The following is a 17,046-nucleotide window of genomic DNA, read 5'->3' on the forward strand; positions in this document are numbered from 1 at the left end:
CTTATGTAACGCTCTTAAAAGAAATAGAATCGGAGGCTAATCCATGAAAATTTTACTGACAGCCTTTACTCCCTTTGACGGGGAGTGCATTAACCCGGCGCTGGAGGCGATGAAGCTTTTGCCGGACAAAATAGGAAATCTTGAAGTTCTAAAGTTAGAAGTACCAACAGTTTTTGGAAAGTCTGCTCTACTTGTGCTAGAGACCATAGAAAAAGAAAAGCCGGATTTTGTCCTTTCCATAGGACAAGCAGGAGGAAGGGCGGAGATTACTCCGGAAAGAATTGCCATTAACATAGATGACGCCAGAATTCCGGACAACGAAGGCAATCAGCCGGTGGACAGGCCCATTTATCTCGATGGGGAAAATGCCTATTTTTCAACTCTGCCGGTAAAAGCCATGGTGGAAGCCATCAAAAAAGAAGGGATTCCCGCGGCATTATCCAACTCGGCAGGAACCTATGTCTGTAACCATTTGATGTATTCGGTACTGTATTATATTCAGATAAATGCCTTACCCATTAAGGCAGGATTTATCCATGTTCCCTATATCCCCGAACAGACAGAGGAGAAAAAAGATAAACCCTCCTTGTCCCTTCAGGATATCGTCAAGGGACTAAAAGCCTCCATAGAGGCAATTTCAAAATAAGATATTGTAGAATTTTCAAATCAATTATTAGAATAAAAAGAGCTGTATAAATTAAATTATTTAGTTAAAAGCGATTGATGTAGTATAGGCTGTAAGAGGGGCAATCTGAGCCCGCCGGTACTTGCTGAAAGCGAGCAAAGTGATGCTTGAAGCTTAGTACCCGATGCGTTGGCGAGGTTAGCAGGAGCGTGCCCCGATTACAGCCTATACTACATCAGCGCGTCGCTATAAAGATTTCAGCTCTTTTTATATAAAAAAGATGCCGTAGAAAGTCTACGACATCTTTTTTTGAAATTTTATCTCTTTGCTGTTCTCTTCAATCCATAGTAAGCAAGTCCTAATACGGATAGGCTGAAGAAGCCTGCCCAGAGGAGAAGCTGAGAGCTGTCTCCGGTTGGGGTATCACGCTTATTGTCTGCTACCGGTCTGGATTCTCCTAAAACCTGAGGAACAAGCTCAGGATTCACTTCATTTTCCCTTACTTCACTGGAGTCCGGAGTAGGTGTAGGTCTGGACTCACCGGCTACCGTCGGGGTAGGAGGTGTGGATGGTGTGGGATTAGAAGGTGTAGGAGTGGACGGCGTAGGGGTAGATGGTCTGTTCGGTCTTGGTGATGGTGTTGGCGGTGTTTCAGGAGTTGGGCTTGGAGGAGTAATAGTCTTTGTATTGGTAACAATATATCCGTTAGCCGCATCTCCGCTAATTGCAGAGGTATATCCGCTTAATGCCGTCTCTTCTACGGTGTAAACAATCTCGTGTCCGTCATTGGCGTCAAACTTGGGAAGATTTACAAAGCTGTGCTTCCACTGATCAGCTTCGGTAAGAGTTACCTTTTCCTTGGTAGCGCCATCTGCCAAAAGTTTAATCTCCACCTGATTTGCACTTTCGCCGTTCCACTTCTTTTCTACGGTAAGAACGATTCCGGGAACGTTTACAAGCTTAAATCCGCTGGTTTGATTTCCGCTCATTTTCACAGAATACCCCTCAGCGCCTTTTTCCTTAATGGTGTACTGGTAAAGTTCGTCATTTTCATCAATCTTTGGAAGGTTCTTAAAGCTAATGCTCCAATTATCGGCTTCGGTCATGGTCTCCTGGCCGATGTAAATGGGATTTGCCGGGTCTTCTTTATTTACGCGATAAAGCTCTACGATAATGCTGGTAGGACGGGTTTCCGGATTGTCGTATTTCCAGGTCTTATTGACCTTGATGGAAATGACCTTCTTTTCTCCGGTGTTTACGGTTCCGTTGGAGCCGATTCCGCCACCACGGGTAGCAGAGGTATTTCCGGAAATGATGACCTTGGCCAAGCCTTCCGCCTCAGCGTCCTCAGTAACGTCAGTGTGTAATCCTAAGATTTCCCCTGTGGCGGAACTTAACTCACCCTCTAACTTGTTAATGGGAAGCTCTTCATTTTCATCATTTTTCCAGTTATAGGGAGTTCCACCCAGCATAAAGGAGGAGATTGCATACTTGGGAGAACCGCTACTTACATAACCGTAGCGATATCCCGCTTCAATATAGATGTCCTGTGCCTTTTCAGAATGGTTTCCGAAGATAGCCACACCGTTCTTTACATTAATTCCTGTATTGGAAGTGGGGCAGGAAGCATATCCGCCACCTTCAGTCCCTGCGGTATTATCGGTAATCAATGCATTGGTCAGGTTTAAAACACCCTGCTTACCGCGAAGGATTTCCGCCTTACCGTTTACGTAGATACCGCCGCCGCCAAAATGCTTGTTTCCATAGCCTTCACCGGTCATGGCATTGTTAATAATCTTTCCTTCGGAAATGTTGGCAACGGAATTTCCGGTAGACAGTCCGCACTGGATAAATATACCGCCACCGCTTGCTCCTGCTTTGTTTCCGCTGATGGTTCCGCCGGTCATGTTTAAGGTATTCCCTTCGGTAACGTCAATGATGGAACCCAGTGCAATACCGCCTCCATACTCATGACAGTAGTTATCAGCAATCAAAGCATCGCCGCTTAGGTTAATGGTAGAACTGCGGTATGCGCAGATTCCGCCTCCACTTACAAAGGGATTGCCGTTAAAAGTATTTGGGGAAATGGCCTTGTTTTCTCTGATTTCTCCCCCGGACATATTGAAAGTGGTATTATCTAATAAAAATACTCCGCCGCCAAAGAAAGCGCTATTGTTCCGGATAATTCCGCCGGTCATATTAATAACAACCTTTTTGGTATCGGAAATCGCGTAGATGGCACCTCCGTTAGCATCGATTCCTTCGGTAACGGTTACAAAATTGTTTTCTAAGATGGCATCCTCTTCAATATTTAGATTGCCGGAAACCTTAATCAGAGATTCTCTGGTTTTTCCGTCATTTTCTCCGCCACCGTCAATGGTAATATTTCGAAGTGTAGCTTCTTTTCCGGCCGAAATGCTTAAAAGATATCCTGAAAATCCCGGGTTTCTCATAAGAATGGCATTGGTATTGTCCAGACTTACTTCACCGTCAACAGGAACAGTGTCTACAACGTAAATAACCTCGATATAAGGATTTTCCGTTGCCATTTGTTTTGCTTTTTCGAAGGATTTTACGGCAGTTTCCTGTGTAGTTCCATCGTTCTCGTCGTTACCGTTTTTACCATCCAGATAGAGATTCTCTTCCTGGGCATATACCCTCTGCAGGTTGGATGGCATAAATCCAAGAGATAGGGTAAGTGCAAGTAAAAATGTCACAACAGCTAAAACCCGTCCCTGGACCCTCTTCATAATGAATTGGGGAATTGTCCTCATTTGTAAATACCTCCTAAAATAAGCAAAATTAATTATTTAAATAAATTAATGATATCATAATATCGTTATTTTACAATGCTATTTTATGGAGAAATGGGACTAAAGGACAGAAAATCGTAGAGAGAAAAGCTCTTAAAATTTGTATATAATTGCTAAAAAATAAATAACTATATTGAAGGGTATGAGTTTTTGCCCGGATTTATGGGAAAAATCGTATTGTCATGGCTTTTCAAAGCGAATAGAATGGGAAAATAGCAAGATAAAATAGTGGGAAAGAACAGTAGGAAAGTATAGTAAGAAAGGTCAGTAGGAAAGAATAGCAAGAAAGAATAGCAAGAAAGAATAGTAAGAAAGAATAGTAGGATAGAATAGTGGGAGAGAACGGTAGGAGAGAAAGTAATAAAGAATAGTAGGAAAACGTATTCAAGCTAAGATTAAGGACGGAGGCAAAAACAATGGATAATCATAAGAAAGTAAATAACGAAGCGGATATCCAAGCAAATATCCACGCAGAAAGACATGCAGAAATTCAAGCAGATAGTCAAAAAGATATTCAAGCAGATATGCCGGAAGATTTTCAAGAAGAGCTGGTGAAGCTTCGCCGGTATTTTCATGAGCATCCGGAGCTGTCCTGGCAGGAATATCATACTCAGGAAAAAATCATGGAATATCTGGATAAGCTGGGTATACCCTATAAAAAATCCTGTAAAACCGGTGTCATTGCCACCATTCAGGGAAAGAAGTCTACTGGAAAGGTCATCGGAATCCGGGCAGATATTGATGCCCTTCCGGTGACGGAGCTTTCGGACTGCCCGTGGAAATCCAAGACGGAGGGCTTGATGCATGCTTGCGGTCATGACACTCACATTACCATCCTGCTGGGAACGGCAAAGCTTTTAAAGCAAATGGAAGAGGAGCTTACGGTTACTGTAAAGCTTTTATTTCAACCGGCAGAGGAGTGCATTGAGGATAGTGGAGCCGGCTATATGAAGGAGGATCCTGAGGCATTTTCCTGTGATCGAATGATTGCTCTGCACATTTGGAGTAAGCTTCCGGCAGGAACAGCCTCCCTTCGTTACGGTGCGGTGATGACAGCTACGGACACCTTTGACATTTTCGTAAAGGGAAAGGGAGGGCATGGCGCACTGCCTCATCAGACGGTAGATCCCATTGTTGCCGGATCGGAACTGGTAATGTCTTTGCAACGCATCGTGTCCAGAGAAATCAGCCCCTTGGAGCCGGCAGTGATCAGCGTCACCTCATTTAGCTCCGGTAACGCCTACAACGTTATTCCCGGAGAGGCTCATTTAAAGGGAACGGCCAGAACCTTTAACCCGGAGATTCGTAAGCAGTATCCGGAGATTCTAAATCGTGTGTCTAAGGGTGTGGCAGAGGCTACAAGAACGGAAATAAGTGTTGACTACCACCTTGGGCCACCTCCCATGATTAACGATACAGCCTGTGTGGATACGGGAAGAAGAGCAGCTGCGAAGGTCTTTGGGGAAGAAAATGTGCTGGATTGGGAGCCTCAGATGGGGGGAGAGGACTTTGCCAAGTTTAAGGCACCGAAATGCCTTCTTTTCCTTGGTGCCGGCTTCCCGGAGGAAGAACTTCGTTATCCCCAGCACAGCCCCTATTTTGCTATAGATGAAAATGTCTTAAAACTTGGGGTGGAGTATTTTGTGGAGTATGTGCGGGAGTTCGAGAAGGAACTTAGTAAGGAAAAGCTGTAATAGTTTTCAGAAAAGCTTTCTAGAGGAAATTAAGAGATAAAAAGGCAGGGAGAATTCCCTGTCTTCTTTTGTGAAATTAATTTACAAAAAATCACGGAAACGTGATACAATAAGCAGTATAAAATACACTTTGTTCAGAGTGGATATTATGAATATAAAGGAGCTATAACATGCCGGTATTATCCAGATTTTATGGAATTATCATTAGAATGTATTTTCAACAGGCAGAACATAATCCGCCTCATATTCACGCATTGTATGGTGAAGAAATGGCAGCTATTACAATCCAGACTGGCGAGATTTTGGAGGGGTATTTGCCCCCTAAGGCATTAACTATGGTTAAGGAATGGATTGAGCTACATAAAATAGATCTTTTGCAAATGTGGGATACGCAGGAGTTTAAATCTCTTGCTCCATTAGAGTAAGGAGTTGTTTAAATGATGCATAAAGTTAAAGCGATCAGTGCACTTCCAAATTTTTTCTTAAGTATTCAATTTGTAGAAGGGATTACGAAAATATATGACGTAAAACCCTTATTTTCAAAATGGGCAGCTTTTAAGGCGCTACAAGAAAACCCTAAGTTATTCTCTGCTGTGGAAGTTGACGTGGGAGGGTATGGAATCATTTGGAATGATGAATTAGACTTATCTTGTGATGAACTTTTTGAAAATGGAAAATCTGTACAAACTCCATTTGATAATATTATAGCATTTACTGATGCTACCAGACTATGGGGACTAAATGAGAGTACCCTTCGTAAGGCTATTACTTATGGAAAGCTGGTTAATGGTGTTGATGCCTGTAAATATGGAAAACAATGGGTGGTGACTGTTGATGCCATGAAACGAGAGTATGGTATTCCTATGTTTGAAAGGAGATTGGTTTCTGAAGATTTAGCACCATATAAAGTTTTGCAAAATCAAAAAAAGAATAGTTGAGGAAAATTTATAGCAGTTGTAGTTCCGATTGGTGAAAGAATTCGAAAGAGAAGAGTTTCTTTTGATATTTGCTTAAAATGACAAATGGCGTAAATTGATGAAATATTGGAACTCTATGATATTGCTTCATAGGGTGTCATTTTGCTTTCTCGGTTTCAACCCTGACTTGCTGGGCTATGCAGAGCAAAACTCCTTCCTCAGAGCATTTACAATATGGACCGGGAAGAGCGTTACGAAATATAGACAAAGCCTGAGTAAGTAACGGCAGGAACTTACAGTAATTCAGGACAGTAAAGGACTGTAAAGGTTCAGAAGATGAAGCTAATAATGCAGTAGAGTCTGTAATGGGAACAATCTGAGCCCGCCGGTACTTACTGAAAGCGAGCAATGCGAAGCTTGAAGTTAGTACCGCTGCGAAGGCGAGGTTAGCGGGAGCGTGTCCCCTAACAGCCCTATGCTGCATCAGAGCGAATATTAGTGATGAACACAGTCCTTTCCTTCGCAGATGCGAGGTTAGCGGGAGCGTGCCCCCATTGCAGTCTCCTACTGCATCAGAGCGAATTTTTTCGATTACAGTCCTTTCCTCAATACTCTTTGGAAAGATATCGTACCCCCACGCCATGCTTTCGCAAAGCTTCCTTCAATTCTTCCAGATACACCTTGCCCTGTTCATTATTCGTAATGGTGAAGAACTTATGCAGTCCGGACTTTCTCAGAATTTGAATAGCATAATATCTTTCTCCATGACGGTTATGGATAGGATCCACATGGACGGCACGCATCTCGGAAAAGGGAATGGCCCGTTTTCCGATACAGATTAATCCTGCTTGAATATAAAGAGTATCTCCCACGATATGGTAGGGGGCAAAAAAACTGCCCCCTGTTCTTAAGATGATTAGACGTCGGAACAGCCAAATAAGGCCTATGAGAAGGAGAAGAAGTTGGACTAAAAATGGGGATTGATATGTACTCCTACTTCCTTCTATAAAATAGTAAAAAAATTTCATTTGCCTCCTCTTTCTGCCTTGAATTTTCCATGGATATCAAACAGAATTTTGCCTTTTTTTGAAATCGTATAGCCCTGAATGATACGTTCTCATTCCTGAACTTTCAGTACACAAATTTTCCTAATCAAAGGAATCCACCACCTCTACCGTATCCGGTAGGATCTCCATGTTGGCGATGGAATTTCCGGACAGCTTTACCTTCTTTAAATTCGGGAGATTTCTTAGCATACTGATATCGGAAATGTAATTATCGGAGATATCCAGCTCTTCGATAGTATTTAATCCTTCCAGACAATCCAGACTTTGCAATTTATTTCCGGGAATTATTAGCTTTTTTACTGCCTTAAAATGAGATAGATAAGCTTTGGCATTTTGATCAAAATTCTTGCTGTCATCATCTACATTATGAATCTCCGCCTTTTCCAGGGCTAGAATTTCCGTACTATTGTCGTCTTCCATTCGGCTTAAGGAAAGGCTGAGAACCGGACCATCCGCTACATTACTGTCATCCTCAGGATAAAAGTACATTTCCCTTACCCCGATATTGGAAAGGGCTTTCGTGTAATCCTTATAGCGGTCCATAGGAGTTCCCAGCATGGTCAGTCGTTCCAAGGCAGGAAGCTCCCGCAACACATTTCCCAAGTCCGTATCTACCAGCCCGGTGATTCCGGATCCCACAAAACTTAAGTCGGTCAGAGAATTCATTCCCCGCAAAATGTCGGCACTGTAATCGGACATATAGTTTCGAACCGTTAGCTTCTTTAAAGAGGGCATGTGGGCAATCTTGTCCAAATCCCAAACCAAAAGATTCGCTTCTTCCAAAGCTGTTAAGCCGTGTAAATCCGGAATATCATAGTTATGATAGTCAATGTATAGTTTTTGTAAAGAACTTAATGTAGACAAAGCATTTACATTTTCCACATCATGGCAATCCAGATATAAGCTGTTTAAGGATAGATGATTGGCCAGCCCGTCTAAGGAAAGAATAGGTAAGGTATCTAAACTCAAGCTCTTTAGCTTGGGCATGTTTTTTACAAAGCTTAAATCCTTTAGGCTTGTTATATCCTTAAGCTTTAGATTTTCAAGCTGAGGCATACCGGATAAAACACTAACATTGTCCAGAGGCTCATTATTGGGGCCGGTAATGGAAAGATCGGTACAGTTACTAAGAGAAGAAAGGGGGGAAAGGTCTAAAACCACCGCATCATTTCCTATAATATTAAGGGAGAGACTTTTTAAAGAGGGAAGGTTCCTTAGAAAAAGCAGCCCGCCCTCATAATCTTCATCTACACGAACGCCAAGAGATTCCAAAGAAGTGAATTCGCTCAAGATATTTTCAATGCTTATCTCTTCGTTATCTTGAGACCAATATGTGGATAAAGTATGGGAAAAATTCACTCCGGAAATTCCTAAAATCTCCTCCGGATGGGGAAGAATCCTTTTTAAATCTGCGGCATAGATATAGTGGTCGGAATAATACTTTAAATTGCCTAGATTTTTCAAATCTTGGCTATAGCTCGTATTATCATAGCTGAAGCTTATATTTCCATCTAAATTTAGGCTCACTAGACCCGTAAAGGGCTGAAGGCTGGATTCGTCGATGGAGTCTGTAGAGGGGAGGAAAATGGTCTTTTTTTCTAAAGCTTCTCCTGCTTCATCTACGCTTTCAGCATACGAAAATACCCATTGTTCAGCGGCATTGTCACTTTTTCCCGATTTTTTCCGGATATCCAAATATTGAATGGAGGCATAGTCCTCCGGAGTCAGTTCCGAGACGGGCTTAGCGAAGACCTGTTCCACGAAGCGGATTACAGTGCTGTCCTCCGGCGTAGTGCAGTAGCTTGGACTTGCTACAATGGAGGTGGAGGAGCCGGAGCTTTGATAGAAAATTCGACTTAAGCTAAGGAATATAATGATACTTGGTAAAAATAGTACCGCAAGAAGAATCCCTAATAGATATTTTGGGGATTCCTTTTTTGGGGGAGCTGTATAGGGAGTATTGTAGTTTACTTTGTCAATATGGATGTTTTGTGTGATATCCGGTTTGTGAGGTTCCAGGTAAATCTTGGTATTACAAAATTTACAGCTCACAAAGCCTTCCTTCATTCCCTCTGGAATATCCAATGTGCCGTTACAATTAGGGCAGACGATTTTTGTAAGTTTCATAAAAGCTCCTGATTTTATTTTTTAATTTTCTCTAGTAATTTACAATATTTAATTTGGATATTCAAGGGGATAGAAAAGGATTTTTCTTATCCAAATGGAGCATTTTATGTATTTTCAGACTCAATTTCTGATGCTATACAATACACTTTAAATGGCGATAAAAAAGCACATTGAATAGGATATAGCCGGCGATAAAAAGCACATTGAATAGGATATAGCCGGCGATAAAAAATAAGCACATGGATTATCGATAATGTCGGTGATAATCCATGTACTTATGGAGACTTGATGATAAAGAATTGAAAAAATTATTTCTGTATCGTTTAACAGCTTCCCTTTTTCTTCTTACCTAAGGCATCTGCCGCAATCATGGCATCATAAAGCTCTGTTTCCGTCACATCTCCTGCCAGGTTATGGATGGTTTCTCCGGGAACACAGGCATTTTTTGCGATGGTGTGGAGATCTGCATCGGAAAAATCACCAAGCTCCGCCAAGGTGATGGGAAGTCCTACGGCAACGCAGAAATCTTGAACCTCGTCAAATTCCTCTTTCTTTACTCCTTCAAGACAAAGTTGTACCAGAGTACCAAAGGCTACACAGTTTCCGTGGGGAGCGCTGTGACCGCCTAAAGAAGTAAGACCGTTGTAGAAGGAATGGGCTGCGGCAACATTGACATTGTCAGCTCCTACACCGGAGAGATAAACACAGGCTTCAATGATGTTTTCCAAAGCCTTGGTGACTACATGATTTTCACAGGCAAGAAGAGCGGCCTCCCCATATTTCTTCAGATTCTCGTAGCAGTACTTGGCAAGCACCATTCCTGCTCCGGGAATTCCTGCATTTTCCAAACTGGGAGACTCGGTACGAAGAGAAGCTCTTCCTTCGAAATAGGTTCCCAACGCATCTCCCATACCGGCAATTAAGAAGCGTACCGGTGCATTGGCGATAACGGTGCTGTCTACCAGAACACAGTCCGGATTGGTGGGATAGAAGAGGTACTCCTTGAAGGATCCGTCGTCGTGATAAATAACGGAAAGACCGGTACAGGGCGCATCGGTGGCTACAACGGTAGGGATAATGACGATATGCTTCTTCTCATAAAAGGCTGTTGCCTTCGCTGTATCCACGGCGGAACCGCCACCAACACCAACCACGGTATCAATGCCCTGTTCCTCTACGATTTTCCGCATTCTGGCAATTTCCGATTCACTGGAAATGCCTCCGAAGATTTCATAATGACGAACTTTATCCGTTCCTTCGAAGCTTTTTTCTAATTTATCATGGCAGGCTTCATAGGCACTATGAGAGCAGACAAAGAGGTAATTTTTTCCCATATACTCTGTTTCCTTACAGAAGGAAAGCAAAGCGTCTCTACCCTGAACATATTTCAACGGATTTCTCATTTCTCTAAGCTTTTTCATTTTGAACCTCCTTGGCATCTTTCAAGCAATTTCTTTTCCAGACTCTTTGTACAACTTAGTCCATAGCTTTTTGAACAGCTTTTAGGGAAAAGTGTTCTGAAAAGGAATGGTTATTTATTTAACAATCTTATTGTAGCACGGAAGAGGAAAAACAGAAGGAGAAAATGTATATTTGTCTAATATAGAAGAGTTATTGCTTTCTTCTATGAGGGGATAGAAAAATATCTGCTAAAATCTTTCATTAAACAGTATTCTTTTCTTTCAAAATGATGGAGAATCAAGAATAGAGTAAAGATTTTGTCAGTTGATAAAGAAATAAAGCTAATCCTTTACAAATAGCTATTTTCCTCGTACAATAAGACTGTTTTAGGGCTTGTACCGGTTTCGACGGGGATGATGCAGCTTTAGAAGCTATCCGAAAGAAGTCGCGTTAAACTTCAAACTTAAATTTAAACGCTAACGATAGTTACGCATTAGCAGCCTAAGCGCTGCTGGCCAGCCTTTCTGCACTCACACGGGAAGATCCTGACCTCATTTTTGTGAGAAACGACTGTTGCGGTTCCTCCCGCAACCGGGCGTATTTAGAGGATACCGGCTGGGACAAGACGTGCGCATCTTATCCTAGTGGGGAATCTTGAAGCGTACTATGATAGTAGAAGGAGAGGGAATTCGTTTTCGGACATGGGTTCGACTCCCATCAGGTCCATCCTAAACATAGGGAGGAAATCTTCTCGGATTTCCGTCCCTCTTTTCTTATCAGGGCTTCCCCTGAATCAAACTTCCTAGCTTATTCATTTTAATAAAGTAATTCTATATTATTTTTCATTTTTTCCATCAAAGGAGTATTTATGCCAAGAAAAAAATCCACGGAGATTCAAGAAGAACTGCTGCAGACTGGGACGGAGGAGAGCAAAGCCGGCACAAAACCGCGCAAAGTCTCTGCAAAAAAGAAAGATGCATCCTTATCAGCGGATAGGGAGACGGAGGTACAATCCGTTGAGAAAAAAACAAGAAGCAGAAAAAAGTCCCCTTTGGAGGATGAGTCTGTCACAGAAGAGACGGCGACAGTGAAGGAAGACCGGGACGCAGTGAAGGCGGAAAAGGGGAGAGTAAAAAAAGAGAAGACTGTAGCGAATAAAGAGAAGACAGAAGTAAAGAAAACTGAAGCAACGAAAACTGTAGCTGTGAAATCTGAAGCAACGAAAGTAAAAGATGCTGTCTCCAATGAGTCTATTGAAGAAAGCGCCCCAAACCCTGAGGTTGGAGAAGAGACTTTTGACACTTCTTCTCAGGACAATGTGCCCAGAGAAGAAGTTCGTAGAGAAGGCCCCAGAGACACGGATGCCAAGGAAGCCCATGGAATCCTGGAGGTTATGGCAGACGGCTATGGTTTTATTCGTTCCGAAAACTTTATGCCGGGAGAGCAGGATGTCTATGTGAATTCTCTGATGATTCGTCGTTTTCATTTGAAAACAGGGGATATGATTTACGGTTATGCCAAGTCCAGAAATCCCCAGGAAAGATACAATGCTCTTTTGTATATTGAAACGGTGAATGATTTACCGGTTTCCGCCATTTTTAGAAGACCGGATTTTGATAAGCTGACCCCCATTTTCCCGGATGAAAGAATTCATATGGAAAGAGAAGGAAAAAGAGTGCCTATCTCTTTAAGAGTGCTGGATCTTTTGGCCCCTATCGGAAAGGGACAAAGAGGAATGATTGTTTCTCCTCCAAAGGCAGGAAAAACCACGCTTTTAAAGCAGATTGCCCAGTCTATTCTGAAAAATCAGCCGGATATGACCTTGATGATTCTTCTGATTGATGAGCGTCCCGAGGAAGTGACGGATATGATGGAAGAAGTTGTGGGGGATAAGGTACAGGTGATATATTCCACCTTTGATGAGTTGCCGGAGCATCATAAAAGAGTGGCGGAGATGACCATTGAACGGGGAAAACGTCTGGTAGAGCAGGGACAGGATGTTTGTATTCTTTTGGACAGTATCACCAGACTGGCAAGAGCCTATAACCTGATTGTTCCATCCTCCGGAAAGGTCTTGTCCGGCGGTATGGATTCTGCGGCTCTCCATATGCCCAAACGTTTCTTCGGTGCAGCCAGAAATATCCGAGAGGGAGGCAGCTTAACGATTTTAGCTACCGCATTGGTAGATACCGGCTCCCGCATGGATGATGTCATCTACGAAGAATTTAAAGGCACAGGAAATATGGAACTTGTTTTGAATCGTGAGCTTCAGGAAAGAAGAATTTTCCCGGCTATAGACATTTTAAAATCCGGAACCAGAAGGGATGATTTACTACTTAGTCCCTTGGAAAAGGATGCGGCGGATCTTATACACAGAGAGCTTGCTTCGGAAAAGAAAACTGTGGTGGAGGAGACATTGAGCCTTTTTGACCGTACCGTAAATAATATCAGTCTTTGCGAAACCCTGGTTCGGGGGAAGACCTTGCAAAGCAGCGGCCGAATCGGAGGGGAAAAAGCAGTCATAAAAATAAATAAAAATAATTTGTAACCTTTTAGAGATTTCCTCTGTCTTTCCAAATGTCGGAAGAATTCGCTTCCGAAACATTGATAAAGATGGAGGAATTACTATGAAAAAGACCGGAATTGTTGTATTAGCTTTAATGATGAGTATTGGACTGATGGCTTGTGGAGGAAAAGAGACAAAGCAGTCTGAGGGCGCTAAGACAGAGTCTTCCGCAGCACAGGAAAGTGCGAAGGCAGGAGCAGAGAAAGCAAAGGATGCCAAGGAAATCAAAGGAAGCATTTTGGAAGTAAAGGACTTTATGTTCTCCATTAAAACCGATGATGGCAAGGAGTATGCTCTGAACTTTGATAAGGCTCCGGAAGGGCTTAGTGAGGTAAAAGAGGGAGATGAGGTTACCGTAGAGTACACTGGAGAATTATCCGAAGTGGATTCCTTTACCGGAACCATTCTATCTGTAAAGAAGGCCTAATAGAAAATTCACAAAGAAATCAATATTTTGCCTTATCCTTTCTAAGTCCCATAAAAAGCTAAAGGAGAACTATGGAAGAGCAAGAAATTATAGACTTATTATGGCAAAGAAAGGAAGAGGGCTTGACAGCTCTGCAGGAGAATTTTAAAGCTTACTGCGGAAAGATTGCTTCTCAGGTGCTGTCCCAAAGAGAGGATGTGGAGGAGTGTCTCAATGATACCTGGCTGAAGGCCTGGCAGGCCATTCCTCCGGAACGCCCTCAGTTTCTCAGAGCTTATCTGGGAAAAATTGTAAAGAATACTTCTATTAATAAATTAAAAATGTTGAAGGCTAAAAAGCGTTTTTCCGAGGGCTTTACGGAAAGCGTAGAAGAGCTTGGAGAAGATTTGCATTTTTCATCGGACAATGTGGAAGAACATGTGAATCAACAGGCTTTGGTGGATGCCTTAAATCAGTTTTTGGAAAAGCAAAAGAAGGAAACGAGAGTTTTCTTTGTAAGAAGATATTTTTATCATGATGAGATACAGGAAATAGCAAAAGCCTTTCAAGTTACGGAAAGCAAGGTGAAAGTCAGCCTGCACCGTACCAGACAAGCTTTGGCAAAGTATTTAAAAGACGAGGGAATCGCATGAAAGACTGGGATTTTGTAGAAGCCTTTTCTCAAATCGATGAGCGCTTCATAGAGGAAGCGGAAGATGAGAGAACAAGGAAAAAAATAAAAAAATTTCCTATTCGATATTTTTCTTCTGCAATTGCGGCTTGCTTTTGTCTGCTTTTGTTACTGCCTAATCTATCGAAAGAAACTGCCTATGCTTTGCAAAGCATACCGGGAATCGGCTCTTATTTTCAGCTGATTACTTTCCGAAAATATTCCTTCGAGGACGGAAATCATAAGGCAGAGGTGGTAGTGCCGAAGCTGGAACAGGGAAGCGACGAAAGCGAGATTAAGAATAGCGGAGAGGCGAACGCTTCTAAGGGTAAGGAAGCCGGAAGTGTGGCTTCCAAGGAATCGGAAAAGGCTAATTCTGCTCAGGCTATTAATTTTGATATAGAGAAGAAAACCGACGAACTGATTGCCTCTTTTAAGCAGGAAATTCAAAGCAGTGAATATAAGAATTTGTCCGTTTCCTCTCAAGTGATTTTGGATTCCGAGGATTATTATGTCTTGGCTCTGAGCGCTTTGCAACAGGAGGGAGACAGCTTTACCCAGAACCATTATTATACTATGGATAAGCATAGCGGAAAACTTTTGCAGCTTTCCGATCTGTTTCCGAAAGGAACGGATTATCAGAAGCTTCTGTCCGAGGAAGTGGTTTCCCAGATGAAGGCTCATAATCAGAAGGGAGACTTTCCCTACTTTATCCAAGACGGAGAGGATGATGAAGGCTTTACTGAGGTAAAGAAGGATCAAAGCTTCTATATTAATGGAGAAGGAAAGCTGGTTTTGGTTTTCCCTCAGGGGGAAGTGGCTCCTATGGCACAGGGAGAACAGCAATTTGTTATGCCGGACAGAATTTGGAAGGCTTAAGGGAAAATACTGTGTTTTCTTTCTATACTTTATGCTAAAATAGAGCGGTATATATTTTAGGATGGGAAATGTAAGGAGCATCCTGTCGGAGCTTGTGATTTTAGGGAAGAATATGAATTTTACACGGTATAATATAGAGAATCGCATAGATGAAATGAAGAGCAAAAGAGCTCGTATTTGGCATAGACTCACGGGGATTATTAAGAGTCTATGCCTCTTTCTCTTGCTGGCAAGTCTTTTTCTGGGAGCCTCCTTTTCCTATGGCTTGTTCCGGGGAATTTTAGATTCCGCACCGGATATTCATAAGATCCACGTAGGACCTACAGAATATGCTACCAAGATTTACGATAAAAAAGGAAATCTTATGTCCACCTTGGTTACGGAAGGCTCTAACCGGGAAAGAGTGAGTTATGAGGAGCTTCCCAAGGATTTAATCAATGCCTTTGTAGCCATAGAAGATGAACGATTTTGGAGCCATAACGGTATCGATTTTCGTTCCATTATGCGTGCTATCAAGGGTGTGGTTTCCGATGACAGTTCTGCCGGCGGAGGCTCTACCATCACCCAGCAGCTTCTGAAAAACAATGTTTTCGGCGGAGGCTTGCATGAAGGAAAGTTTGAGCGTTATGTTCGAAAGTTTCAGGAGCAGTATTTGGCCCTGGAGCTGGAGGATCAGAGTAATTTAAGCAAGAAGGAAGTGAAGAAGAGTATTCTGACGGAGTATTTGAATACTATTAATCTGGGAGCCAATACCTTAGGGGTAAAGGTCGCCGCAAGAAGATATTTCAATAAAGAAGTTACGGAGCTCAACCTTTCGGAATGTACAGTTATTGCGGCGATTACCAAGAATCCTTCCGGCTTGAATCCCATTACCCATCCTGATAAGAATGCAATCCGTAGAGCACAGGTTTTAAAAAATATGTTAAAGCAGGGCTATATTGATGATGCCCGCTACCAAGAGGCTTTGCAGGATCCGGTTTATGAAAGAATCCAGAATGTGAATTCCGTGAGCCAGGGAGACGATAAGCCCTACTCCTATTATACCGATGAGCTGACGGAACAGGTGGTGGACAGCCTTATGGAGCGTCTCAATTACAGTAAGGAAGACGCCACCAAGCTACTGTATTCCGGCGGCTTACGGATTTATGCCAACCAGGATCCGGATTTACAGGCTGTTGTGGATGAGGAAATTAATAATCCGGACAACTATGATACGGCGAAATATTCCATTACCTGGCGATTAACCATCCAGCATGAGGATGGCAGCATTGTTAACTACGGCGAAAAGGATTTAGAGAAATACTTAAAAGAAGGTAGAGGACTGGACTTTAACGGTTTGTTCAGTTCCAAGGATCAGGCCAACAAGCGAGTTGAGGAATTTAAGAATAAGGTTGTGGTGGATTCGGATAAGATTTTGGGAGAAAGCATTGACTATGTTTTACAGCCTCAGGCATCCTTTGTCTTAATGGATCCTTCCACAGGAGAGGTTCTGGCTTTAACGGGAGGCCGAGGAGAGAAGAAGCAGAGTAAGACATTAAATAGAGCCTCTAACGTGCTTAGACAGCCCGGTTCCACCTTTAAGATTCTTTCCTCCTTTGCGCCCGCTATCGATCTATACGGCGCTACATTAGCATCTACCTACTATGATTCCGAGTATACGGTTGGAAAGAAAACCTTTAAAAACTGGTATTCCGGAGGTTACCTTGGATTTCAGAGCATCAGAGACGGTATCGTTTATTCCTTGAATATCGTGGCAGTTCGTTGCCTTATGGATACGGTAAAGGTGGAAAACGGATTTCGCTATGCGGAATCCCTAGGCATTACCTCCCTTGTACCGGAGGATGCCAATCCTGCCTTAGCACTGGGCGGTCTGACCAGAGG

General features: G+C 42.6%; 13 protein-coding genes and 1 other RNA gene. 10 read left to right on the forward strand and 4 right to left on the reverse strand.

Going from position 1 to position 17,046, the window contains the following annotated elements:
- Positions 1-43: 43 nt before the first annotated feature.
- Positions 44-646, forward strand: a complete 603-nt coding sequence (gene pcp, locus RYO92_RS07725; RefSeq protein WP_308579249.1) for a pyroglutamyl-peptidase I — start codon at positions 44-46, stop codon at positions 644-646.
- 296 nt (positions 647-942) lie between these two features.
- Here the strand turns inward: pcp and RYO92_RS07730 are convergent, their stop codons facing one another.
- Positions 943-3,399: a Cna B-type domain-containing protein gene (locus tag RYO92_RS07730; RefSeq protein WP_315370014.1), complete on the reverse strand. Its 2,457-nt coding sequence runs from the start codon at positions 3,397-3,399 to the stop codon at positions 943-945.
- A 455-nt stretch (positions 3,400-3,854) separates the two neighbouring features.
- On the opposite strand from RYO92_RS07730, the gene RYO92_RS07735 reads away from it, so the two are divergent.
- From RYO92_RS07735 to RYO92_RS07745, 3 genes are all read left to right on the forward strand, one after another.
- On the forward strand, positions 3,855-5,132 hold the full coding sequence (locus tag RYO92_RS07735) for a M20 metallopeptidase family protein (RefSeq protein ID WP_315370015.1): 1,278 nt from the start codon (positions 3,855-3,857) through the stop codon (positions 5,130-5,132).
- Positions 5,133-5,302: 170 nt separating this feature from the next.
- On the forward strand, positions 5,303-5,557 hold the full coding sequence (locus tag RYO92_RS07740; protein ID WP_183684856.1) for a DUF4160 domain-containing protein: 255 nt from the start codon (positions 5,303-5,305) through the stop codon (positions 5,555-5,557).
- Between the two features lie 12 nt (positions 5,558-5,569).
- Positions 5,570-6,070, forward strand: a complete 501-nt coding sequence (locus tag RYO92_RS07745) for a DUF2442 domain-containing protein (RefSeq protein ID WP_183684855.1) — start codon at positions 5,570-5,572, stop codon at positions 6,068-6,070.
- Positions 6,071-6,654: 584 nt separating this feature from the next.
- Here the strand turns inward: RYO92_RS07745 and RYO92_RS07750 are convergent.
- The 3 genes from RYO92_RS07750 to RYO92_RS07760 all read right to left on the reverse strand — a co-directional run bounded on the left by RYO92_RS07750 (position 6,655) and on the right by RYO92_RS07760 (position 10,664).
- The gene (locus RYO92_RS07750) at positions 6,655-7,077 is read right to left on the reverse strand and encodes a hypothetical protein (RefSeq protein WP_315370016.1); all 423 of its coding nucleotides are present in this window, start codon (positions 7,075-7,077) and stop codon (positions 6,655-6,657) included.
- Between the two features lie 120 nt (positions 7,078-7,197).
- Entirely contained in the window at positions 7,198-9,243 is a 2,046-nt protein-coding gene (locus RYO92_RS07755) for a leucine-rich repeat domain-containing protein (RefSeq protein WP_315370017.1), read from the reverse strand.
- A 323-nt stretch (positions 9,244-9,566) separates the two neighbouring features.
- A complete protein-coding gene (locus RYO92_RS07760) occupies positions 9,567-10,664 on the reverse strand; it encodes a glycerol dehydrogenase (protein WP_183684852.1) in 1,098 nt (365 codons plus the stop codon).
- Positions 10,665-11,033: 369 nt separating this feature from the next.
- Between RYO92_RS07760 and ssrA the strand changes: the two genes are divergently transcribed.
- The 6 genes from ssrA to RYO92_RS07790 form a co-directional block, all read left to right on the forward strand.
- Positions 11,034-11,373: a transfer-messenger RNA gene (gene ssrA, locus RYO92_RS07765) on the forward strand.
- 139 nt (positions 11,374-11,512) lie between these two features.
- Positions 11,513-13,192, forward strand: a complete 1,680-nt coding sequence (gene rho, locus RYO92_RS07770) for a transcription termination factor Rho (RefSeq protein ID WP_315370018.1) — start codon at positions 11,513-11,515, stop codon at positions 13,190-13,192.
- Positions 13,193-13,271: 79 nt separating this feature from the next.
- Entirely contained in the window at positions 13,272-13,637 is a 366-nt protein-coding gene (locus RYO92_RS07775; protein WP_007155998.1) for a hypothetical protein, read from the forward strand.
- Positions 13,638-13,708: 71 nt separating this feature from the next.
- Positions 13,709-14,269, forward strand: coding sequence for an RNA polymerase sigma factor (locus RYO92_RS07780; protein ID WP_007155999.1), 561 nt, complete (start codon positions 13,709-13,711; stop codon positions 14,267-14,269).
- Complete coding sequence (locus tag RYO92_RS07785) at positions 14,266-15,165, forward strand: RsiV family protein (RefSeq protein ID WP_315370019.1); 900 nt, start codon at positions 14,266-14,268, stop codon at positions 15,163-15,165. Before RYO92_RS07780 ends, RYO92_RS07785 begins: the two co-directional genes overlap by 4 nt.
- A gap of 112 nt (positions 15,166-15,277) precedes the next feature.
- The coding region (locus RYO92_RS07790) for a transglycosylase domain-containing protein (RefSeq protein WP_315370020.1) at positions 15,278-17,046 on the forward strand (1,769 nt) is incomplete at its 3' end.

Origin of the sequence: Oribacterium sinus (assembly GCF_963553175.1) — a bacterium.
Lineage (GTDB): Bacteria > Bacillota > Clostridia > Lachnospirales > Lachnospiraceae > Oribacterium > Oribacterium sinus_B.

Bases quoted from the DNA above. Each gene is read 5' to 3' on its own strand.
- RYO92_RS07775 (WP_007155998.1), top strand. From the start codon at position 13,272: ATGAAAAAGACCGGAATTGTTGTATTAGCTTTAATGATGAGTATTGGA.
- RYO92_RS07760 (WP_183684852.1), bottom strand. From the start codon at position 10,664: ATGAAAAAGCTTAGAGAAATGAGAAATCCGTTGAAATATGTTCAGGGT.
- RYO92_RS07730 (WP_315370014.1), bottom strand. From the start codon at position 3,399: ATGAGGACAATTCCCCAATTCATTATGAAGAGGGTCCAGGGACGGGTT.
- rho (WP_315370018.1), top strand. From the start codon at position 11,513: ATGCCAAGAAAAAAATCCACGGAGATTCAAGAAGAACTGCTGCAGACT.
- pcp (WP_308579249.1), top strand. From the start codon at position 44: ATGAAAATTTTACTGACAGCCTTTACTCCCTTTGACGGGGAGTGCATT.
- RYO92_RS07785 (WP_315370019.1), top strand. From the start codon at position 14,266: ATGAAAGACTGGGATTTTGTAGAAGCCTTTTCTCAAATCGATGAGCGC.
- RYO92_RS07780 (WP_007155999.1), top strand. From the start codon at position 13,709: ATGGAAGAGCAAGAAATTATAGACTTATTATGGCAAAGAAAGGAAGAG.
- RYO92_RS07750 (WP_315370016.1), bottom strand. From the start codon at position 7,077: ATGAAATTTTTTTACTATTTTATAGAAGGAAGTAGGAGTACATATCAA.
- RYO92_RS07735 (WP_315370015.1), top strand. From the start codon at position 3,855: ATGGATAATCATAAGAAAGTAAATAACGAAGCGGATATCCAAGCAAAT.
- RYO92_RS07745 (WP_183684855.1), top strand. From the start codon at position 5,570: ATGATGCATAAAGTTAAAGCGATCAGTGCACTTCCAAATTTTTTCTTA.
- RYO92_RS07755 (WP_315370017.1), bottom strand. From the start codon at position 9,243: ATGAAACTTACAAAAATCGTCTGCCCTAATTGTAACGGCACATTGGAT.
- RYO92_RS07740 (WP_183684856.1), top strand. From the start codon at position 5,303: ATGCCGGTATTATCCAGATTTTATGGAATTATCATTAGAATGTATTTT.